This is a genomic window from Thioclava sp. SK-1, assembly GCF_001705665.1.
Classification (GTDB): Bacteria; Pseudomonadota; Alphaproteobacteria; order Rhodobacterales; family Rhodobacteraceae; genus Thioclava.
In genome coordinates this window covers 1-22,549 of sequence record NZ_MDHA01000080.1, presented here as the reverse complement: position 1 = coordinate 22,549, position 22,549 = coordinate 1, and the positions used below count along the sequence as shown (strand labels likewise).

Genomic DNA, 22,549 nt, shown 5'->3' with positions numbered 1-22,549 from the left:
GCGGCATCCATTTATGAAGTGTTTTTGGTTACAGTGGTTTCCCAGACATGAGCCGGGGCAGGGGGCCTGACAGGCCCGCGGCCTGACGCATTAAGCCACGGCGCATTGGTCCGATCTTATTGACCAACCCCATCCCCAGATCACGTCCCAATCGTAGCAATGGGTTGGTGTTTGAAAACAACGTGTTGACAGTGTCCATCCCGAGTGCCAGCGATGTCGCATCGAACCGACGCCATCCCTGATAGCGTTCTAACACGTTCAGGGCCCCAATATCTTCGCCACGGCGCAGCGCGTCCGCGATTACCTCGGCCAAGGCACCCACATCGCGCAGCCCAAGGTTCAACCCTTGACCGGCAATCGGGTGTACCCCATGTGCGGCATCGCCCACAAGCGCAAGACGCGGCTTTACATAAGACGTGGCCAGTGTCAGCGACAGCGGATAGCTGAACCGTGGCCCAGCCAATTCGATCTGGCCCAGAAAATCGCCAAAGCGCGGGCGTAAGATGCCAAGGAAGTCACCGTCATCTAGCGCAGCGATGGTGTGTGCGTTGTTGTCTGTTTCGCTCCACACGATCGAGGAACGATTGCCTGTAAGGGGCAAGATGGCCAACGGCCCGGTGGGCATAAAGAACTGATGCGCGATACCGTCATGCGGCAGCTCATGCGCGATGGCGGCAACCAATGCGGTCTGACCATACCCCCAACCCTCGCGCTTGATCGCGGCGCGCGCACCCACACCAGAAGCGCGGCCATCGGCACCGATCAGCATACGTGCCGTTAACCGGCGGTCATCCGACAGCGTAACGCTGACATGGCTGGCTTCGATGTCTTGGGCAATGACGCGTGTATCACTGATCAGCGTGATATTGTCATGGGCCAACATGGCATCGCACAGTGCGCGCGACAAAAAGCGATCTTCCAACATCCAGCCAACTGGTGGGGTGTCTAGCTCATGTGCGTCGAAATGCAAAAAGAGCGGCGAAGCCCCTTCGCCGGGATGTCCGTCGGAGGCTTTGACCCCCATCATCGGCTGCGCCTTGTCAGCCAGCTGCGGCCACAGACCAATCGCACTGAGCAGGTTCTTTGAGGCGGCTGCCAAAGCATAGGCCCGCCCATCAAACGCATGCTCACCGCGCGCCTGCGCAGGGGCGGCGTCTACAACGGTGACCGACAGGCCAATCCCTGCCACGGCCAATGCCAACGCTGGCCCATTCAGCCCGCCGCCCACGATGATGATGTCGCATTCTGTTTTCATGCTGCCAATATGGGCTTATTTCGGGAATTGTCCATGCACTGTGCGCAGCATTGCGGGTGCAGCATAGACAGCCCAACGTCAGCCATTTAGCGTGGCGCGAAGCGAAGTAAGGGGTGGCCGATGAACAAGCGTTTTCTTCCTGCGGCAGAACAGGGCCGTTTGATTGCGGATTGCAAACTTGATCCTGTTGATCAGGTCGAAACCTACCTGGAGGCGGCCAATACTGCAGATGGGCGTTTGACCTATGCGCGGTTGACCCCGGACCGGGCACGGGCCGAGGCAATGGCGGCCCGCACACGCGCCAAGCGGGGGCTGTTGCTGGGTCCGCTGGATGGGGTCGTTCTAAGCTGGAAGGATCTGTTCGATACGGCCGGGGTGGCCACCGAGGCGGGCACACGGCTGCTGAAAGGTCGGGTGCCAAAGAAAGATGCGCAGGTTCTGGAGCGCGCGACGGCCAACGGCACGATCTGTCTGGGCAAAACCCATATGACAGAGCTGGCCTTTTCTGGCCTTGGGGTGAACCCGATGACAGCGACACCGCCCAATGTGCATGATCCGCGGCTTGCGCCGGGGGGGTCAAGCTCGGGTGCGGCGGTGTCTGTGGGGTTGGGGATGGCGGCGGCGGCTGTTGGATCTGACACAGGGGGGTCTGTGCGGGTGCCAAGCGCATGGAATGATCTGGTTGGTTTGAAAACCACGCATGGCCGGATTGGTAAACGCGGGGTTGTGCCCTTGTGTGAGGGGTTCGATACAATCGGTCCTTTGTGTCGCACGGTGGAAGATTGCGCTCATGTGTTGGCCGTGATGGAGAACCGCCGCGCGCCGGATTTGCAAGACTGTTCACTGAAGGGCACTCGGCTGATGGTGCTTGAAGGCCTGCCGTTTCAAGATGCCCGCAGCGCCCCAATTGAAGGGTTTGAATTGGCGGTTGACCGGTTGGCGGCGGCCGGAGCCGCGATTGAGCGCTGCGCCCTGCCAATGGTGGATATGGCGATGGATTTGTCGGGTGTGTTGTTTGCGCCCGAAGCATATGGCGCATGGAAGCACCTGATTGAGGCCCGCCCGGATGACATGTATCCGTTGATCCGTGACAGATTTCGTAGTGGACGCGATATTTCCGCAGCGGATTATACAAAGGGCTGGGCAGATTTGCGCCAGTGGCGTGCGCAATATCTGGAGGCGACGGCGGATTTCGATGCTGTCTTATTGCCCACCGCGCCGATTATGCCGCCCGATGCAGAACGGTTGCTGATTGATCCTGCCTATTTCGCGACGGAGAACCTGCTCGCGCTGCGCAATACGCGGATTGGCAATATTTTAAACCTATGCGTTTTAACCCTGCCAACGGGACACCCGGCGACGGGGATCAGCATGATGGCCGCCCCGATGCAAGAGGATCGCTTGTTGCGGCTGGGCATGGCGGCCGAGCACGCGCTTGGCTGAAATGCCACAATTTTGGGGCGAATCGTCTTGGACCGGCCGCACGGCTGGACAAAACCTGTGCCTTTTCGGTAACGTGTTTGCAAACAGGGCGCTAAAATGACCCTGATACATGAGGCGATGATGGATTTTCCCGAGCGGTTCTCGAACCTGCCCGAATACGCGTTTCCGCGTTTGCGCACGCTGCTGGACTCGCATGCGCCGGGCGGCGATACGATTGCGATGACGATTGGCGAGCCACGTCATCCGATGCCTGCGTTTGTGGGCGATGTTTTGGCAGCGCATATTGCTGAATTTGGGCGTTACCCGGCCAATCACGGAACCGACGCATTGCTTGGCGCCATTACGGATTGGATCGACCGCCGCTATGGTGTGCGCATCGACACAGATCGTGTGATGACATTGAATGGCACTCGTGAGGGGCTGTTTAATGCTGCCATCGCCCTGTGCCCCGAGCAGAAAAACGGCCAAAAGCCGATCGTTTTGATGCCGAACCCGTTTTATCAGGTCTATGCGATTGCCGCATTGACGGCGGCCGCGCAGCCCGTGTTTGTGCCAGCCACGGCGGCGACCGGGTTTATGCCCGATTACGCCAGCCTGCCTGCCGAAGTGTTGGACCGGACCGCGATCCTTTACATTTGCTCCCCCGCTAATCCGCAGGGTGCCGTGGCATCGAAGGAGTATTTGGCGCAGCTGCTACGGCTTGCACAAAAGCATGATTTCCGCATTTTTGCAGATGAATGCTACTCTGAGCTGTATCGCTTTGATCCGCCGCCAGGATTATTGCAGGTGGCACATGAGATTGGCGCAGATCCTGAACGTGTGGTGATCTTCCATTCCCTGTCGAAACGGTCAAACCTGCCGGGGTTGCGCTCTGGCTTCGTGGCGGCTGGGACTGCAGCTATGGGGCAGATCCGGCAGTTACGGGCCTATGCCGGTGCGCCGATTGCGCAACCATTGCAACATGTTGCGCAGAAAGTCTGGGAAGACGAAGACCATGTCGTGGTCAACCGTGCACTATATGCTGAGAAATTCCTTGATGCGGAAGAAATCTTTGCGGGTATCCCCGATATCACCATGCCAGAGGCCGGGTTTTTCCTGTGGTTGCCGGTAAAGGATGGTGAGGCCGCAGCCTTGCGGTTGTGGCAGCAAACCGGTGTGCGGGTGCTGCCCGGCGCGTATCTGTCGCGCGATGTGAACGGGGAAAACCCCGGTGCAGGCTATATTCGGGTGGCTTTGGTTGCCCCAAAAGAAGAAACGCAGCGCGGGTTGGTCAAGCTCCGCGACTGCCTCTACGGTTGAGGACGGGACAAGATGGCATCATTTCCGATGAGACAACGCGATCCGCTGTTCGACAGCAATACCCAAGCCGCCCTAGAACGTCGCGGTAAAGAATTGATGGGGGCGGCACTGGTTTTTGCTGCTTTGCTGTTTGCCATGTTGTTGGGCAGCTATTCGCCTGAAGATCCCAGTTGGATGGCGTCATCGGATCAGCCTGTGGCGAATTGGCTGGGGCGGATCGGGGCTGGGATCGCCTCTCCTTTGATGTTCATCATCGGCCACGGTGCATGGCTGCTGCCTGCGGGTGCCTGTGCATGGGGGCTGCGGTTTATCTTGCACCGTGGGGAAGAACGCGTGATGTCGCGCGCAATTTTCCTGCCATTGGCCATTGCGCTTGTGTCTGTGCATGCGGCCTTTTTGGAACCGGATGCCGAATGGGGTGTCATCTACGGGATGGGTGGCAATTTCGGTGATATGATTGCCGGGTCTGTGATTGAAATCCTGGGTGTGTCATCTGGTTTTGGGCTTAAATTCCTATCTGCACTGTTCACGGTGCTTAGCGTCGGCATGGCGGTGTTCGTGTTGGGCTTCACCAAGCCAGAGCTGAAAACCATCGGTCGTTTTCTGTATCTTGGTTCCGCGGCGGTCTATGCGGGGTTGATGACCTTGTTGGGACGTGGGGCGTCGGCATCGGTGCTGGCGGCACGCCACGCGGCAGAACGTGCGCGCGATCGTCGTGAGGCCGCACGGGCGCGTGCCGCAGAACAGGCCGTGTGGGATGAGCAGCAGGCATTGCTGCAGGCTAATTATGACAATGAAACCTATGCGGATGACAACTATGCGCCGCAGCCTGTTGCGAAGTCTGGCCTGTTGTCGCGGATCATCCGCCCTGAAACGCAGTATGCCGAACCGGACTATGCAGACCTGGCGCCCGAATTGGTCGAGGCAGATTACGACAGCTATCATCCTGTACCAGCGGCTGCGCCGACCGAAGATCGCATCAAGGCGCGCATTGCAGAGGCCGTGCATCAACGTCGCGCGCAGCCACAATTGCGGGCCGAACCCGCGCTGTATGCACCGGCCGATAACGAGATCTATGACGAGGTTTATCGCGGCCAGGAAGCGCCAATGGCATGGGCGGACCCAGAGCGTGAACCAGTGGCCTATGCCCCTGTTTCCGCGCCTGTCGCAGCGCCAGAACCAGAGCCTGCTGCGCCTGCTTCGGTGATGGCTGCGGTGGCACGCCGTCTGGCACGCGGGCCCAAGCTTGCGCCGGCTGCCCGTGTTGAACCGCGCATCGAACCCACCTTGAAGGTTGAACCACCGCTGAAGGCGACACCACGCTTTATGCCGGGCACCGCGCCGCGGGTGGCGACGGCCCCTCCGGCACCGCGTCCGGCGGCTGTGCCCCCCATGGCGCAAGAGACGGCGCTGGGCATGCAAGACGCGCATTGGGCCGATCAGGGCTATCATATGGATGAGATCGAGCCGATGCCGACCGAATTCGATAGCTTCGAGGTCGACGCATTCGCCCCATTGGGGGAAGAATTCGGCACCGTGTCAGCCCGCGCCGCTGCACCAGACACATCTGCCGAAGCGCCTGTTGCCGAAGCTGCGGGCTATCAGCCGCTGCAGCGCCGTGCTGTCAACGATATGCCTGCGGCGATTGAACCGGAATTTGATCCCAGCGCCGATGATGACGGTGACGACCACGGTGATATGGCGCAATTTGGCATGCCAGATGAGGATAATGATATCCCGTCTCTGCCGGCCTCGGTTCGCCCTGTCGGGCTGGATCGCAAGGTAATCCCTGAAGCCCCTGCGCGCCGCGTGATGGCTCCGGTGAAAAAGCCAATCGCCCCGTCAAAACAGGCGATTGAAGAACAACAGCCGAAGCTGGCATTTGAACCAAAGCCGAAACTGGCTTATGAAATGCCGCCGCTGAACTTATTGACCAACCCCGCATCGATCACACGCCACCAATTGGCCGATGAGGCATTGGAAGAAAATGCGCGGATGTTGGAAAATGTTCTAGATGATTACGGCGTTAAGGGTGAAATCGTCTCGGTGCGTCCTGGCCCCGTTGTCACCATGTATGAGCTGGAGCCAGCGCCGGGCCTGAAAGCCAGCCGTGTGATCGGTTTGGCCGATGATATCGCGCGGTCCATGTCGGCGCTGTCGGCGCGCGTGTCGACCGTGCCGGGGCGCACCGTAATCGGTATCGAATTGCCAAATGATCATCGCGAAAAGGTGGTGCTGCGCGAGATTCTGTCAGCACGCGATTTTGGCGACAGCAATATGCGTTTGCCTTTGGCGTTGGGCAAAGATATTGGCGGCGACCCGATTGTTGCCAACCTTGCCAAGATGCCGCATTTGCTGATTGCAGGGACCACCGGCTCGGGTAAATCCGTCGCAATCAACACGATGATTTTGTCGCTGCTGTATAAGCTGTCGCCAGAAGAATGCCGGATGATCATGATTGACCCGAAGATGTTGGAACTGTCGGTCTATGACGGTATCCCGCATCTGTTATCCCCGGTTGTGACCGACCCCAAAAAGGCGGTTGTCGCGTTGAAATGGGTCGTGGGTGAAATGGAAGACCGGTATCGCAAAATGTCCAAAATGGGCGTGCGCAATATCGAAGGGTATAACGGCCGCGTGAAAGAAACCCTTGCGAAGGGAGAGATGTTCAAGCGCACCGTGCAGACCGGCTTTGATGAAGAAACCGGCGAGCCCGTGTTTGAAACCGATGAATTCCAGCCAGAGCCTTTCCCCTATATTGTCGTGATCGTTGACGAAATGGCCGACCTGATGATGGTTGCGGGCAAAGAGATTGAAGCTTGCATTCAGCGTCTTGCGCAGATGGCACGGGCATCGGGGATTCACCTGATCATGGCGACACAGCGACCGTCGGTGGACGTGATCACCGGAACGATCAAGGCGAACTTCCCAACCCGGATCTCTTTCCAGGTTACGTCGAAAATTGATAGCCGCACGATTTTGGGCGAACAAGGCGCAGAACAGCTGCTTGGCATGGGCGACATGCTGTATATGGGCACCGGTTCACGCCTGACCCGTATTCACGGCCCGTTCGTATCGGATGAAGAGGTTGAGGAAATCGTCAACCATCTGAAATCTTTCGGTCCGCCAAGCTATATGTCTGGCGTGGTTGAAGGCCCCGAGGATGAAAAAGCCAGCGATATCGACGCAGTTCTGGGCCTGAACACCGGGGGGAACACCGGCGGCGAAGATGCGCTGTATGATCAGGCCGTGGCGATTGTGGCGAAGGACCGCAAATGCTCAACCTCTTATATCCAGAGAAAACTAGGCATCGGCTATAACAAAGCTGCCCGTTTGGTGGAGCAGATGGAAGCAGAGCATGTCGTGTCCAGCGCCAATCATGTCGGCAAACGAGAGATCTTGATCCCTGAAACGTAACATTCTTGGATCTTATGTGATCAAAGCCCCGCCGGAGTTGATCTGGTGGGGCTTTTTATTTCCGAAAATCTACCTAGCTTAGGCTGTATGAAACAGATTTTTCGCATCGCGCTTGCGCCCGTTTTCGCCCTTGCCCTGGCCGTACCCGCAGTTGCGGATGCGATCCCGCTGGGACAAATTTCAAATTATCTGAACGGCTTGACGACCGTGCAATCGAAATTCACCCAGGTGAATGCCGATGGCTCGATCTCAACCGGGACTGTCTATATCAAACGCCCCGGTCGGGCGCGGTTTGAATATGACAATGACAACACATTGGTGATTGCTGGCGGTAGTCAGGTCGGGATTTTCGATGGAAAGTCGAACCTGTCGCGGCCTGAACAATATCCGCTGTCCAAGACGCCGTTGAAGCTGATCTTGGATCGGAATGTAAATTTGGCGCAATCGGGGATGGTCACCAACCACCGTGAGGATGGCGCCAAGACTATCGTCACGGCGCAAGATCCGGCGCATCCGGAATATGGTAATATTCAGATGGTGTTCACCGCCCAACCGACAGAATTGCGCCAATGGGTCGTGACCGATGATACCGGCGCGAAAACCACTGTGATTCTGGGGGATTTACAAAAAGGCGGCACGATGGGCGCTTCGCTATTTTCGATCAAGACAGAACAAATTAAGCGCGGGGGCTAAACCTGCCTCAATTCGGGAAAGCTGTAACCGCCCTGCGCCAATATGGTGCGGGGCGGTTTTTTATGCCTTGGGCAGGAGCTGGCGCAGATCATACAGCGCTTGCAACGCTTCGCGCGGGCTTAGGTCATCTGGGTTGAGATCGCGCAGTTGCGCCTCCACATCTGAGGGTGCGGCAGGGGCGGTAGGGGGTGGTGGTGGCGCAGCCGAAAATAGCGGCAGATCATCAATCACCATCTGTTTGCGTGATCCGCTTTCACGGTCGCCTTGTTCCAGCGCATCCAACACCACGCGGGCACGGTCCACCACCGTTTGCGGCAACCCGGCCAGCCGGGCGACCTGCACACCATAAGACCGATCTGCCGCACCCTTTTTTACCTCATGCAAGAAGATCACATCGCCCATATGTTCCTTGACCGAAACGGTGGCATTTTCTACGCCATCCAGCTTGGCCGATAGGGCCGTCATCTCATGGTAATGGGTGGCGAAAAGCGCACGGCAGCGGTTGGTCTGATGCAGGTGCTCCATTACGGCCCAGGCGATCGACAGCCCGTCATAGGTTGCTGTGCCACGGCCGATTTCATCCAAGATCACCAGGGCGCGGTCATCGGCCTGATTCAAAATTGCAGCGGTTTCGACCATTTCCACCATAAAAGTCGACCGCCCGCGCGCCAGATCATCTGCGGCACCTACGCGCGAGAACAGTTGGCTGACCAGACCGATATGCGCCCGGGTTGCAGGCACGAAACTGCCAGCTTGTGCCAGCAGCGCAATAATTGCGTTCTGGCGCAGGAATGTGGATTTACCTGCCATGTTTGGGCCGGTCAGCAACCAGATAGCAGGGGTGCTGTCATCGGTCAGTGCGCAATCATTGGCGATGAAAGGCTCTCCCGAGCGTTTAAGCGCGGCTTCGACCACCGGATGGCGCCCGCCTGTGATGTCGAACGCACGGGAGCCATCGACGCGCGGCTCGGTCCAATCTGCGCCCAGTGCCAGATCTGCGAAAGCGCTGGTCAGATCCACCTCTGCCAATGCGCGCGATGCGTCGCCTATCGGCCCCGCCTGCGCCAAGATCGCCTGTTTCAGGCTGTCATATAGCCGTTTTTCAATTTCCAGCGCACGCGACCCGGCGTTGTGGATTTTGGTTTCCAGCTCGCTTAATTCGACGGTTGTGAAACGGACCTGATTGGCCGTGGTTTGGCGATGGATGAACCGTTCTGACAGCGGCGCGCTAAGCATTTTTTCTGCGTGGGTGGCCGTGCATTCGATGAAATATCCCAGCACGTTGTTATGCTTGATTTTCAGTGCGGAAATGCCTGTGTCTTGGGCATATTGTGCCTGCATTCCAGCGATTACGCCGCGGCCCTCATCGCGCAGTTTGCGGGTTTGGTCCAGATCCTCGTCATAGCTTGGCGCGATAAATCCGCCATCGCGGTTTAACAAAGGTGGCTCTGCAATCAGGGCAGCATCCAGCAGGGCAACAAGGTTATCATGGCCCAACAGGGCATTGGCTGCAGATTTCAAAAGCTCTGGCGCGTCAGAGCGCAGGATTTGTTCTGCAATGATCCCGGATTGCGCCAGCGCGTTCCGGATGGCCGCCATGTCGCGCGGGCCGCCCCGGTCCAGCGCCAGCCGCGACAGGGCCCGATCCATATCCGCACAGCGTTTCAAATTATTACGCAGATCTTCAGAAAAGCGACCGTCATTGAGCATGAAACGCACCGCACCGTGGCGCGCATGGATTTGTGCCAAATCGCGTGAAGGGGCAGCGATCCTGCGTTCCAAAAGTCGCGCGCCACCGGCGGTCACCGTGCGGTCGATTGCATGTAGCAGCGATCCGTCACGCCCCCCTGACAGCGCCTGTGTCAATTCCAGATTGCGTCGGGTCGCGGCGTCGATCTGAACGATTTGTCCGGCCTCTTCACGGGTGGGATGGCGCAGCAATGGCAATTTGCCGCGCTGGGTCATATTCAGATAATCGACGATGGCCCCCATGGCGGACACTTCCGCCCGGGAGAAGTTGCCAAAAGCGTCCAACGCCCCCACGGCATAAAGGTCGCATAACCGGTTTTGCGCGGCACCAGAGTCGAATGACGCGCGCGGCTGCACCGTCAGGGCCGCCTGCATATCCTGTGCGATTGGCGCGACATCCGGTTCGATCATATCACTGATCAACAGCTCTCGTGGGCTTAGCCGGGCCAGCTCGGGGCCAAGCCGTGGCAGGGGGCAGGCCATAACGCGAAACTCGCCCGTTGAAATATCGACCCAGGCCAATGCGCCCTCATCTCGCATGCACGAATACGCGGCCAGAAAATTATGGCGCCGCGCTTCCAGCAAGGATTCCTCGGTCAAGGTGCCCGGCGTGACCAGACGCACCACATCGCGTTTCACGACCGCCTTATAGCCGCGCTTTTTTGCCTCTGCCGGGTCTTCCAGCTGCTCTGCGACGGCCACGCGAAACCCTTTGCGGATCAATGTTAGCAAATAGCCCTCGGCGGCATGGACGGGCACGCCACACATGGCGATATCCTTGCCCTCATGCGTGCCGCGTTTGGTCAGCGCGATATCCAGCGCTGCGGCTGCGGCCACCGCATCGTCAAAGAACATCTCATAGAAATCGCCCATTCGGTAGAACAGCAACGCGCCCGGATTGGCGGCTTTGATCCCCAAATATTGCTCCATCATAGGTGTGACGGTCGGCTTTGCCATGAGATCCCCTTTGAAAACGCACGCGTTCAATCCGTCGCGCACCCTACAAAAGCAGTGCCGATACCGCAATTCCATTGAGCGCGCGGCACCGCTTGGTTAAGACAGGTCGTCTGCAGGAGGAATGGCCCTATGTCCAGCAAAACCAAGATCACGCGCGAAGATGCGCTTAGTTACCACCTTGAACCGCGTGCGGGAAAATTCGACATCACGCCGTCGACCCCGATGACCACGCAACGTGACCTTTCGCTGGCCTATAGCCCCGGCGTTGCGGTTCCGGTTGAAGAAATCGCTAAAGACCCTGAGCGCGCGTATGATTACACCGTCAAAGGCAATATGGTTGGCGTGATTTCCAATGGCTCTGCGATCCTTGGTCTGGGCAATCTGGGCGCTTTGGCGTCCAAGCCCGTGATGGAAGGTAAGGCGGTACTGTTCAAAAAATTCGCCGATGTGAACGCGGTTGATATCGAGCTGGACACACAAGACCCTGATGAGATCATCCGCGCCGTCAAATTGATGGAGCCGACATTTGGCGGCATCAATCTGGAAGACATCAAAGCACCGGAATGTTTCATCATTGAGCAGACGCTGAAGGAACAGATGGATATTCCCGTGTTCCATGATGATCAGCATGGAACGGCGGTCATCTGCGCCGCTGGGCTTTTGAATGCGTTGGAAATCTCCGGTAAGAAGATCGAAGATTGTAAGATTGTTTTGAACGGGGCTGGCGCTGCGGGGATCGCCTGCCTAGAGCTGGTCAAGGCGATGGGTGCGCAGCATGACAATTGCATCATGTGCGACACCAAAGGTGTGATCTATCAAGGTCGCACCGAAAATATGAACCAATGGAAATCCGCCCATGCCGCCAATACCGACGCGCGTACCTTGGAAGAGGCGATGTCGGGCGCCGATGTCTTTTTGGGCGTTTCGGCCAAGGGCGCGGTGACCCAGGCAATGGTTGCTTCGATGGCGGACAACCCGGTGATCTTTGCGATGGCGAACCCCGATCCAGAGATCACACCCGAAGAGGCACATGAGGTCCGTGAGGATGCGATTGTCGCCACAGGGCGTTCAGATTACCCCAATCAGGTGAATAACGTTCTTGGCTTCCCCTATCTGTTCCGTGGGGCTTTGGATATTCATGCCCGCGCGATCAACGATGAGATGAAGATTGCCTGCGCACAGGCCTTGGCGGAATTGGCACGCGAGGATGTTCCGGATGAGGTTGCCGTGGCCTATGGCCGGAAGCTGACCTTCGGGCGTGATTATATCATTCCAACCCCGTTCGATCCGCGTTTGATTCATGTGATCCCACCAGCGGTGGCAAAGGCGGGTATGGACACTGGCGTGGCGCGGCGCCCGATCATTGATATGGATGGCTATGCCCAAAGTCTGAAGGCGCGTATGGATCCGACGGCGTCCATCCTTGAGGGGATCCATAACCGGGCGCGGGCAAAACAGGCACGGATGATCTGGGCCGAGGGTGATGACCCGCGTGTGCTGCGTGCTGCAGTGGCGTGGCAGCGCTCTGGTATGGGCCGTTCGGTCGTTGTGGGCCGTGAGGCAGAGGTGCGTGAAAAGCTCGAAGCGGCCGGGATGGGCGATGCCTACCGCGAGCTGCAGGTCGTCAACGCTGCCAATTCCAAACATTTGGATGATTACCGCGATTATCTATATCAGCGGTTGCAGCGCAAAGGCGTTGACCAAGAAGATGCCCATAAAATGGCCACGCGTGACCGCCATATTTTTGCGGCGCTTAAATTGGTGCGTGGACATGGCGATGCGATGATTACCGGCGCCACACGGAAATCTGCACATGTGCTGGAGCGGATCAATAAGGTTGTCGATGCCGATGTCGATGGCGGTGCCGTTGGCATTTCTGCCCTGCTATACAAGGGTAAAATCGTCCTGATTGGCGATACGCTGGCCCATGAATGGCCTGATGAAAACGATTTGGCTGATATCGCGATCCGTGGGGCGCATGTTGCGCGCAGCCTTGGGCTTGAGCCGCGAGTGGCCTTCTGCTCATTCTCGACATTTGGCTATCCGGTGTCAGAACGCGCGACCAAGATGCATCTTGCGCCGCAGGTTTTGGACTCGCGCGGCGTTGATTTTGAATATGACGGCGAAATGGCCGTGGATGTCGCATTGAACCCCGAGGTGATGAAGCAGTATGAATTCTGCCGTCTGTCGGGGCCGGCCAATGTTTTGGTGGTGCCGGCGCGACATTCGGCCTCTATCTCGGTCAAGTTGCTGCAGGAAATGGCTGGGGCAACCGTGATTGGCCCGATGTTGACGGGCATCAGCCATCCGATTCAGATCTGCTCCAGCACCTCAACGGTGAATGATATCTTGAACCTCGCAGCGATTGCCGCGTGCAATATCGGGCATTAATCGCCACTTGGTCCTGAAATCCTTCAAAAGCGGCTGCGCCTATGCGTGGCCGCTTTTTTGATGCTGTGATCTGTGCGCGCGGTTCAAAACCAAAAAGACCCCGCCATAAAAATGGCGGGGCAAGTTCGTGCCCACGAGGCGGACCCTCGGGCACTGGCGGTCACATACCCCACAGCAAGCCGCGCGCGGGGTTATCCGTGTGACTGTAAGAATGGATTAGTTCAGGCGTTCGCCCATTTCGGCGCGGATTTGGGCACGCAAACTGTCGATCGACACCATTTTGCCGTCGCGTTTGTAATGCCAATAGGTCCAGCCGTTGCAGCTTGGGGCGCCTTCCAGCTGCGCACCCACTTGATGGATGGAGCCGCTGACATCGTCGCCGATCAAGGTGCCGTCTGCACGGACCTTGGCTTTGAACCGATTGCCTGCCGAAAACAGCTCTTCGCCCGGGCGCAGCATGCCACGTTCGACCAGCTGGCCAAAGGGAACACGCGGTTGGGCCCGTTTTGAGCTGGTAACTTGCAGAACCTCTTTATCCAGCTTGCGCACACGCGATAGACGCTCTTGTGCGACCTGACGATAGGTTTCTTCGCGCTCGATCCCGATGTAATTGCGGCCCAGCATCTTGGCGACTGCACCTGATGTGCCTGTGCCAAAGAATGGGTCCAGCACAACATCGCCGGGATTGGTGGTGCCGATGATTACACGGTGCAGCAGGGCTTCTGGCTTTTGCGTCGGATGGGCCTTGTTGCCCATATGGTCTTTCAGACGTTCGCCACCGTTGCAAATTGGAATGACCCAGTCAGAGCGCATCTGCACGCCTTCGTTAAGCGCCTTCAGCGCCTCATAGTTGAAGGTGGGCTTCGCGATTTCGGATTTTGAGGCCCAGATGAGCGTTTCATGCGCATTGGTGAACCGTTTGCCACGGAAATTCGGCATTGGGTTCGATTTGCGCCAAACCACATCATTCAGGATCCAGAACCCCTGATTTTGCAGCTCTGCGCCCATACGGAACACGTTGTGATAGGATCCGATGGCCCAAATCGCCCCGTTTGGCTTTAGGATGCGGCGTGCCGCTGCCAGCCATGCGCGGGTGAATTCATCATAAGCCTGAAAGGATTGGAACTGATCCCAATCATTATCCACCGCATCCACGCGTGAATTGTCGGGACGGTGCAATTCGCCACGCAATTGCAAGTTATAGGGTGGGTCGGCAAAGATCAGATCGACACTGCTTTCAGGCAGTGCGTTCATATGTTCAATGCAATCGCCAGCCAAAATCTGGTTGAGCGGAAGATCGGCCTGCGCCGTCCGCGTCTTCGCTTTGGTCATTCTTGCCTCGTATACTGCCCGTCGCCAAAAGGACAACCGCCGGGTTTTCCCGGTCAATTTCTTGTATTGGTCTGCTTGCTCGATAGTTGCCGGGATTTTTCCCGATCTTGTGCCCTAATGATGCGGCTTTGCGTTCAGAGGGTCAATTTCTTTATTAAATCAGCGGCTTAGATTTTGGGCTTGCACAATATATTGTGGACTGGCTTGAACGAACGTCTATGAACAGGGGTGACGCCGTTTTTTTGCAACGCTTTTAGATGGGCGGCCGTAGGGTAACCGGCGTTTTGCTCCCAGCCATAGCCAGGATACTGTTGCGCCAAATCCACCATCAAGGCATCGCGCGCCTCTTTCGCGAGGATTGAAGCGGCTGCAATCGACGCTGACCTTGCGTCACCTTTTACGATGGCCTCTGCCGATTGGGTCAAAGCAGCCGGAATACGGTTGCCATCGACCAATATATGGTCGGGTTGCGTCGACAGGCCGGCCACCGCCCGTACCATTGCCAGGTGCGACGCGTGATAGATATTAAGTGTGTCGATCTCTTCCACGCTGGCTTCGGCAATGCACCATATCGCGTGGTCTTTGATCTGATCGACCAATGCCGCCCGGCGTTTCGCGCTGAGCTTTTTCGAATCGTTCAGCCCGTCTGGCAGGTGATCGGGGTGCAAGATCACGGCAGCAGCGGTGACGGGGCCACATAAGGGGCCACGGCCGACTTCATCTACGCCTGCAATATGATGAAAGCCGCGCAAAATTGCGGCCTGTTCGAAACTGAAATCTGGGACGGTTTTGCTCATGTCTTTCCCTGCCGTGGCGCGGCGGGCAGGTCAAGCCATCCGCGCCCATCTTTCGGGGCAGGGGGCATCGCAAAAGGCAGGGCACATTGGCCCTGCCTTTCGTCCTTGGCCACGGTGGAGTGCATCAAAAGACCGGGCCGCAGGGCTTAGCGGCGACTGATGCGGATCCCGCGATCTTGCAGACAACCAGTGCCGTAAACTGCGCGAGTGCGGCCCTGGTCACGAATATCAAAGGCACAGGCTTGGGGCAGGCGGGTGTCTGTGCGACGATCAGCGCAGCGTTTGCCGACGACAGTGGTGGTGCCGTGGCGTGCCTGCACGTTACGAAGACAGGCGGCAGGAACAGGGTCACGACGATCAAAGCGCGTCGTATGCCGGCGTTCGGCATCGCGGCGGGCCTGTGCTTCTGCGCGGCGGCGTGCATCGCGCTGGGCGGCGGCATCTTGCAGGGCCTGTTGGCGGCGGATTTCGGCGGGGCTTGGGCCGCGCTGGGACTGGGCATGGGCGCGGACACGTTTCTTGTCTTTGTCGTCGTCCATCTTGTCGACCAGCACAGCCACGGCACCTATGCCCAGCAAAACACCCAAGGCTTGCTTTTCTTTCGCGCTAAGGGCCGCTGCGGGACTGGCTGCGGCGCAGGCCAGTGCGATACAGGTCACAGCGGTGGTCAGTTGTTTAAGGCGGATCATAGCAGGATCTCCTGTCAGGCGGGCCAGTTGCATGGCGCCGCAGTTTCGATACGCCCACCGTCGTGCGTTCTTGCCAAGACAGGCAATCACAGCGCCTTGTTATCTGATGACAACCCGTGCAAAGCCTTTGCTATTGAATGACAATTGGCAAAAGCGCAGGGTTGGGCGCATGAAACATCTTTTGATCCTTCTTGCGGCTGTCATGGCCTTGTCTGCCCCGGCGCAGGCTGCTTGCTATGCCGATTATAAGGCAAAGCAGGACAATCCCTTGCGGCTGCATTATGGGGTGGCGCAGCTCCCTGATGAGGCCTGTACAAAACCAGCAGCGGCCCGCGTATTGACGCCGCGCTTACAGGCGGCGGGCTGGCATCTTTTGACAATCTTGTCCACATTTGGCGAAGATGGTCTTGCAGAAAGGAAAGCCAGTGCCGGGCCCTATTACCTCCGTTACTGATAGCTTACGGGCAGGCCAGCGGGCGGTGGTCTGGGGGGTGGTGGCGATCGCCGTGATTTTGGCACTGGCGGCAGGCTTTCTGTTTTTGTCATTGCCCGATGCCGATGTGTTCAACGCACGGGTAGAGCGGATCTTTGTTGCCAATGACGCGCTGACTGCGCCCACGGAATTGCGGCTGTTGGAGGTTTTGGCACAATCGGGCACTGCATTTTCCGAAGTGTTGCAAAGCTACCGGGTGATCATTTTCATTCTGCTGATCTTTGCCAGCGCGCTGTTGATCGCGGCGCTGGTGCTGCTGATGCTGATCGTGGTGCTGAATCGCCGTATGAGCGAGATCCAAAAGCAGGGGATCGAGGTGCAATTTTTGCGCATCTTGCGTGCGCAAAATGCCGTCATGTTGAATGATATGAGCTTTACCCTAACCCCTGCCGCAATCGAAACACTGGCCGTTCTGGCCGAGGCGCGATTGGATGATGAAATCCTGTCTGGCAGCCAGATCGAATCGGTTATTTCGGGCAAGCCCGAGGTGGATTGTGACGAATCTGCGGGGGCGACGCGGATCAAACGATTGCGCGACGCGCTGGGCAATCAATTGGTCGCAGAGCTGTTGGTGCGCAACATCGCCCGCAAGGGCTATACGTTGACAGTGGCCCCGGGGCGGCTGAAGGTAGAGTAAGCCGCTTTTTTGGGCAAGTGTCACAGAGCTGTCGCTTGCCCCTGACAAGGCACTTGCCTATATGGCGCAATACACGCTGAACCGGGGGACGCCAATGCAGACGCCTTTTTACCTGCTCGACAGGGCCCGCCTGATCCAGAATATGGAAAAAGTCGCAACATTGCGCGAGCTGTCCGGCGCCAAGGCGCTGTTGGCTTTGAAATGTTTTGCGACCTGGTCGGTTTTTGACACGATGCGCGATTACATGGACGGGACGACATCATCGTCACTGTTTGAATTGCGCTTGGGGGCCGAAAAATTTGGCCGCGAAACACATGGGTATTCCGTTGCCTGGGCCGATCATGAGATCGACGAGGCGATCACCCATGCGGATAAGATCATCTTTAATTCGCTTAGTCAGCTGGAACGTTTTGCCGAAAAATCCGCGCATATCGAACGCGGGCTTCGGTTGAATCCACGGTTTTCCACCTCTGGCTTTGATCTGGCCGATCCGGCGCGGCCGTTTTCGCGTTTGGGTGAATGGGATCTGGCGCGGCTGGAACAGGCGCTACCGATGATTTCCGGCGTGATGATCCACTACAATTGTGAAAACAGCGATTTCGATCTGTTTGACACGCAGCTGACCCGGATCGAGACGGATTTTGGCGCGATCTTGCAGCAATTGGAATGGGTCAGCCTGGGTGGTGGGATCCATTTCACCGGTGAGGGATACCCGCTGGAGAAACTCGCCGCGCGGCTGAAAGCATTTTCTCAAAAGCTTGGTGTCCAAGTCTATCTGGAACCGGGGGAGGCGTCGATTACACAGGCTGCCAGCCTTGAGGTTTCGGTGCTGGATATTTTGGATAACGGTAAGAAAATCGCTATCGTCGACAGCTCGACCGAGGCGCATATGTTGGATCTTTTGATCTACCGCGAAACCGCGAAATTGCCCAAAAACGGTCCATATGAATATGAAATCGCCGGTAAAACCTGTCTGGCGGGGGATATTTTCGGCGATGCAGGTTTTGCGTCGCCTTTGGCGATTGGCGACCGTGTCAGTATTGCGGATGCCGCCGGCTATACGATGGTTAAGAAAAACTGGTTCAATGGCGTGGCCATGCCCGCAATTGCAATCCGCGAGTTGGATGGCACGATTACGCCGGTCCGCGAATTCACCTATGAGGATTACGCATCCTCATTGTCCTGAGGGTTAAAAGCCCCCTTCCCCTGTCGCAAACAACAAGGAGACAGCCGAAGTGAAGAAGAACGTGCTGATTATCGGTGCCGGTGGCGTGGCGCAGGTCGTGGCGCATAAATGTGCCCAAAATAACGATCGTTTCGGCGATCTTCATATTGCCTCGCGCACGAAGTCGAAATGTGATGCGATCATCGCCAGCGTTCACGATAAAGGCGCGATGAAGGTCAAGGGAACGTTTGACGCGCATGAGGTCAATGCGCGTGACACCGCCGCTGTGGTTGAAGTGATCCGCAAGACCAATGCGCAGATCGTTATCAATGTTGGTTCGGCTTTTGTAAATATGTATGTGCTTGATGCCTGTATCGAAACAGGCGCGGCCTATATCGACACGGCGATCCACGAAGAGCCTGATAAGATCTGCGAAGCGCCGCCGTGGTATGCCAATTACGAGTGGAAGAAGCGCGATCTATGCGCCCAAAAAGGGGTCACGGCGATCCTTGGCGCTGGGTTTGATCCGGGCGTTGTGAATGCGTTTGCCCGGTTTGCGATTGACCAGATGGACGAGGTGAAATCCATCGATATCGTTGACATCAATGCCGGCTCGCATGGCAAGTATTTCGCCACGAATTTCGACCCGGAGATCAATTTCCGCGAATTTACCGGGACAGTTTATTACTGGGAAGATCAGCAGTGGAAAGAGACGTCGATGTTCGCATCGGGCAAGTCTTGGGATCTGCCGGTTGTTGGTCCGTCGCAGGCCTATCAATCGGGTCACGACGAGGTGCATTCGCTGGCAACCAACTACCCGCAGGCCGACGTGCGCTTCTGGATGGGCTTTGGTGAGCATTATATCAATGTGTTTACCGTTTTGAAAAATATCGGTTTGTTGTCTGAGCAGCCCGTCACCTTGGCCGAGGGACAAGAGGTTGTGCCGTTGAAGCTGGTTAAGGCATGTTTGCCTGATCCGGCGTCTTTGGCGCCCGATTATACGGGTAAGACCTGCATCGGGGATTTGGTGAAAGGTACCAAAGACGGCAAGGATATTGAGCTGTTCGTCTATAACGTTGCCGATCACAAGGAAGCCTATGAAGAGGTTGGCAGTCAGGGTATTTCCTATACTGCGGGTGTGCCTCCGGTTGCGGCCGCGCTGCTTGTCGCAAGCGGAGAATGGGATGCCAAGACGATGAAAAATGTCGAAGAATTGGACCCTAAACCCTTCTTCACCGAGCTGGACCGCATAGGTCTGCCGACACGGGTTCAGGTTGGTGGCCTGGGTGGTGAGGACAAGGCCTGGAACGCCTAAGGCAGACGGGGGCTGCCCCGTCAGGGGTCTTGGTGGTCTGTTGAATGAGTATGATACTGCCGGTTTGCGAACCGGCAGTATTTTTTTGGCCAATCAGGGCATCTGTGGTGTTGTAAACTTTGGGGAAACACCTGTGAAGCCGTTCAGGCTGTACCGTGACGAAATTAGGGCGGCGCAAGGAAAGATCCGATGCGCCGCCCCTGCATTTAGGGGAGGATGTCTTTCGACCCCCCAAATATGCGGGGAAGTTGGTTAAGAATGTGTAAACAATGCCCTGACGAGGCCATCGGCTTGCCGCTTTTGGCATGGATAATACTCCGAAGAAGATGATTCCGGAGGCAACTATGAGAAATTGGCGGACATTGATGCTTCTCGGGGCGACATTCGCTTTGGCGGCGACCACCGGGCATGTCATGCAAACAGTTCAGGCCCCGAATGCGCCACGTCAACATGCGCTGAAGGTGCAGAATATCGTCCAAACGTCTGCCGTTTTTCGTTCTGGAACGGATGTGTTCCAAACCTATGCCACTGATTTTCCGGTATTGCCGCAGCGTGTGGCAGCCAATGATATTGGTGTGCCCGCATTGACCCATTCTGAAGTGATCGGCGGCTTTATGCAGGGCGATGAAGGATGCGACGCGCCGCTGTTTACCCTGACCGCGGATGCGCAAGCGATGGTCTCAATCGGGGTGATTGCGCCGTGCTATGCGGATCAATCCGCGCAAGTGGATGTGGCAGGATTGCGCCTGGATGTGGCGTTGGATTCTTCGGGTTTGTGGATTGGTCAGGTGCCCGCGATGGCGCGCGAAATCGACGCAAGCCTGATCTTGGCCGATGCGACCTATCTTGGTACGATCCAAGTGCCGCAGTTGCAAAACTGGAACCGGCTGGGTGTTATCAGCCAAGGCCGTGATGGGCTGCGATTGAACGCGTTTGAACACGGGGCCGCATGGGGAGCCGCAGGCCATTTGAGCGCAGCCAGCATGCAAGAGGCGCAGGCGCAATCAGGCGGCTTCATGACAATATTGCAAACGGCAGACGGACATGCGCAGATTTATTCCGCCCCGGTGGAATTGACCGATGTCCGGCTGGAGCTTGATGCGGATGTCACGGCGCAAACCTGCGATCAGCGACTGACAGCGGATGTCATCCGCGCCAATTCAGCGGTGCAAGGACCACCATTACAGCTGCGCCTTGAGATGCCAGACTGTGACGAGGTCGGCGGTAGTGTGGTGCTGCCACTTGACCCGTTTTCAACGCAGCTTGCACGCTTGCAATAGCGCCGCGAGTGGCGATCACAGGCCCCCACATAAATAGCCGAAACTTCAAAGGTGGCGGTTGATCGTCACCGAGAATTGAGCCGGTATTATCGACGCATCTCTGACTGAACCGCGCCTTATTTGCCGGAGGCCCAGAAGTAAGGATTGTTGATTGTCACTGAGAACTGACCCGGTAGCCCCATAAATTGTCACTGAGAATTGACCCATGTGAACACACTTCCCCGACGGTTTTGGTTGGGGTGATTTGGAGTGATCGACATGGGATTTTTGAGTGTCATTCGACGCTGGGCATTGCGTGACAAAATGCCGATACGCGAGATTGCCCGGCGGACGGGTTTGTCTCGGAATACTATCAAGAAGTATCTGCGGGAAGGCGCGGTTGAGCCGCAGTTCAAGACGCCCAAGCGTCCAAGCAAGCTGGATCCCTACGCGGATCGGCTGGCAGCTTGGCTTTTAATCCAGACGCGGAAGTCACGCAAAGAGCGGCGGACAGTGAAGCAAATGCATGCTGATCTGGTGAAGCTGGGATATGACGGCTCCTATGAACGCGTGGCAGCTTTCGCCCGGGCATGGCGTGAAGATCGGCATCGAGCGGAACAGACGACGGGGCGCGGCACCTTTGTACCTTTGGTATTCCAACCCGGCGAAGCGTTCCAATTCGACTGGAGCGAGGACTGGGCAAACATCGGTGGTGAGCGGGTCAAACTGCAGGTCGCACATGTCAAACTGTCACACAGCCGCGCGTTCTTGGTACGCGCTTATCCGTTGCAAACGCATGAGATGCTGTTCGACGCTCATTGGCATGCGTTCAGGGTTTTTGGCGGCGTCCCCGGACGTGGCATCTATGACAATATGAAGACGGCAGTTGACCGCGTTGGCAAAGGCAAGCAGCGAGACGTCAATGCACGCTTCAAAGCTATGGCCAGCCACTATGTGTTTGAGCCCGAGTTCTGCAATCCGGCGGCCGGTTGGGGGAAGGGTCAGGTTGAGAAGAATGTGCAGGATGCGCGCAACCGTATGTGGCAGGTCATGCCGGTCTGCGCCGATCTGGCAGAGCTGAACCAATGGCTTGAAGATCGCTGTATCGCCCTTTGGACGGAGACACCGCACAAGGCTCTACCGGGGTCCATCGCTGACGTGTGGGAGGCCGAGAAGCCCACGCTAATGGCACTTCCGCTGGCATTCGATGGCTTTATCGAACACAGTAAGCGTGTGTCACCCACATGCCTGATCACGTTCGAACGCAATCGCTACAGCGTTCCCGCCAGCTTTGCGAACCGCCGGATCAGCCTGCATGTCTACCCTGATCGGCTGGTCGTGGTCGCTGAAGGGCAAACGGTGTGCGAGCATGCGCGGATCATTGAGCGTTCTCATCGCAAACCCGGCAAGGTCATCTATGGCTGGCGCCACTATCTCGCGCTCGTCCATTGTCCTCGGACCAATGGCGGACAAGGCCTCGCTCCAACGCAAACCGGGCGCACTTCGGAATGGTGCGCCGTTCACGCAGATGCCCGATGCCTTCCGTCAATTGCAGGATCACATGGCTCGCGTAAAGAAGGTGGCGACCGAGAGATGGTCGACATCCTGTCACTGGTGCTCCAGCACAACGAAGAAGATGTCCTCTGCGCGGTGGAGCT

Annotated in this window: 15 protein-coding genes and 1 pseudogene; 11 read left to right on the top strand and 5 right to left on the bottom strand. The window is 57.2% G+C overall.

From position 1 onward, the window contains the following. Positions 1-28: 28 nt before the first annotated feature. Positions 29-1,255: a UbiH/UbiF/VisC/COQ6 family ubiquinone biosynthesis hydroxylase gene (locus BFP70_RS18445; RefSeq protein ID WP_066013303.1), complete on the bottom strand. Its 1,227-nt coding sequence runs from the start codon at positions 1,253-1,255 to the stop codon at positions 29-31. A gap of 120 nt (positions 1,256-1,375) precedes the next feature. Between BFP70_RS18445 and BFP70_RS18440 the strand changes: the two genes are divergently transcribed. From BFP70_RS18440 to BFP70_RS18425, 4 genes are all read left to right on the top strand, one after another. Continuing rightward, on the top strand, positions 1,376-2,698 hold the full coding sequence (locus BFP70_RS18440) for an amidase (protein ID WP_066013301.1): 1,323 nt from the start codon (positions 1,376-1,378) through the stop codon (positions 2,696-2,698). Between the two features lie 120 nt (positions 2,699-2,818). Then, positions 2,819-3,997 carry an aminotransferase class I/II-fold pyridoxal phosphate-dependent enzyme gene (locus tag BFP70_RS18435; RefSeq protein WP_066013363.1) on the top strand — a complete coding sequence of 393 codons (1,179 nt, stop codon included), beginning with the start codon at positions 2,819-2,821 and terminating at the stop codon, positions 3,995-3,997. 12 nt (positions 3,998-4,009) lie between these two features. Further along, positions 4,010-7,414 carry a DNA translocase FtsK gene (locus tag BFP70_RS18430; RefSeq protein WP_066013296.1) on the top strand — a complete coding sequence of 1,135 codons (3,405 nt, stop codon included), beginning with the start codon at positions 4,010-4,012 and terminating at the stop codon, positions 7,412-7,414. Between the two features lie 87 nt (positions 7,415-7,501). Then, positions 7,502-8,107 carry an outer membrane lipoprotein carrier protein LolA gene (locus tag BFP70_RS18425; RefSeq protein ID WP_066013293.1) on the top strand — a complete coding sequence of 202 codons (606 nt, stop codon included), beginning with the start codon at positions 7,502-7,504 and terminating at the stop codon, positions 8,105-8,107. 60 nt (positions 8,108-8,167) lie between these two features. Here the strand turns inward: BFP70_RS18425 and mutS are convergent, their stop codons facing one another. Continuing rightward, a complete protein-coding gene (gene mutS / locus BFP70_RS18420; RefSeq protein WP_066013291.1) occupies positions 8,168-10,813 on the bottom strand; it encodes a DNA mismatch repair protein MutS in 2,646 nt (881 codons plus the stop codon). A gap of 129 nt (positions 10,814-10,942) precedes the next feature. Here mutS and BFP70_RS18415 point away from each other — a divergent pair, with 129 nt between their 5' ends. Continuing rightward, positions 10,943-13,204 carry an NADP-dependent malic enzyme gene (locus tag BFP70_RS18415; protein ID WP_066013289.1) on the top strand — a complete coding sequence of 754 codons (2,262 nt, stop codon included), beginning with the start codon at positions 10,943-10,945 and terminating at the stop codon, positions 13,202-13,204. 216 nt (positions 13,205-13,420) lie between these two features. Here BFP70_RS18415 and BFP70_RS18410 read toward each other — a convergent pair whose 3' ends face one another. The 3 genes from BFP70_RS18410 to BFP70_RS18400 form a co-directional block, all read right to left on the bottom strand. Next, positions 13,421-14,536 carry a site-specific DNA-methyltransferase gene (locus BFP70_RS18410; protein ID WP_066013288.1) on the bottom strand — a complete coding sequence of 372 codons (1,116 nt, stop codon included), beginning with the start codon at positions 14,534-14,536 and terminating at the stop codon, positions 13,421-13,423. A 167-nt stretch (positions 14,537-14,703) separates the two neighbouring features. Beyond that, positions 14,704-15,333, bottom strand: a complete 630-nt coding sequence (locus BFP70_RS18405) for a ribonuclease HII (protein ID WP_066013287.1) — start codon at positions 15,331-15,333, stop codon at positions 14,704-14,706. A gap of 146 nt (positions 15,334-15,479) precedes the next feature. Further along, the gene (locus BFP70_RS18400; protein ID WP_066013285.1) at positions 15,480-16,022 is read right to left on the bottom strand and encodes a hypothetical protein; all 543 of its coding nucleotides are present in this window, start codon (positions 16,020-16,022) and stop codon (positions 15,480-15,482) included. Between the two features lie 169 nt (positions 16,023-16,191). On the opposite strand from BFP70_RS18400, the gene BFP70_RS18395 reads away from it, so the two are divergent. From BFP70_RS18395 to istA, 6 genes and pseudogenes are all read left to right on the top strand, one after another. Further along, entirely contained in the window at positions 16,192-16,476 is a 285-nt protein-coding gene (locus tag BFP70_RS18395; RefSeq protein ID WP_066013361.1) for a hypothetical protein, read from the top strand. After that, complete coding sequence (locus tag BFP70_RS18390) at positions 16,424-17,152, top strand: helix-turn-helix domain-containing protein (RefSeq protein WP_083217614.1); 729 nt, start codon at positions 16,424-16,426, stop codon at positions 17,150-17,152. Before BFP70_RS18395 ends, BFP70_RS18390 begins: the two co-directional genes overlap by 53 nt. A 94-nt stretch (positions 17,153-17,246) precedes the next feature. Continuing rightward, positions 17,247-18,338 (top strand): carboxynorspermidine decarboxylase, encoded by a 1,092-nt coding sequence (locus tag BFP70_RS18385; protein ID WP_066013360.1) that lies wholly within the window; start codon positions 17,247-17,249, stop codon positions 18,336-18,338. Positions 18,339-18,387: 49 nt separating this feature from the next. Further along, positions 18,388-19,632, top strand: coding sequence for a saccharopine dehydrogenase family protein (locus tag BFP70_RS18380; RefSeq protein ID WP_066013282.1), 1,245 nt, complete (start codon positions 18,388-18,390; stop codon positions 19,630-19,632). A 344-nt stretch (positions 19,633-19,976) separates the two neighbouring features. Further along, entirely contained in the window at positions 19,977-20,912 is a 936-nt protein-coding gene (locus BFP70_RS18375; protein WP_066013280.1) for a hypothetical protein, read from the top strand. Positions 20,913-21,170: 258 nt separating this feature from the next. Further along, positions 21,171-22,549, top strand: a pseudogene (istA, locus tag BFP70_RS18370) (IS21 family transposase); the annotation flags it as partial.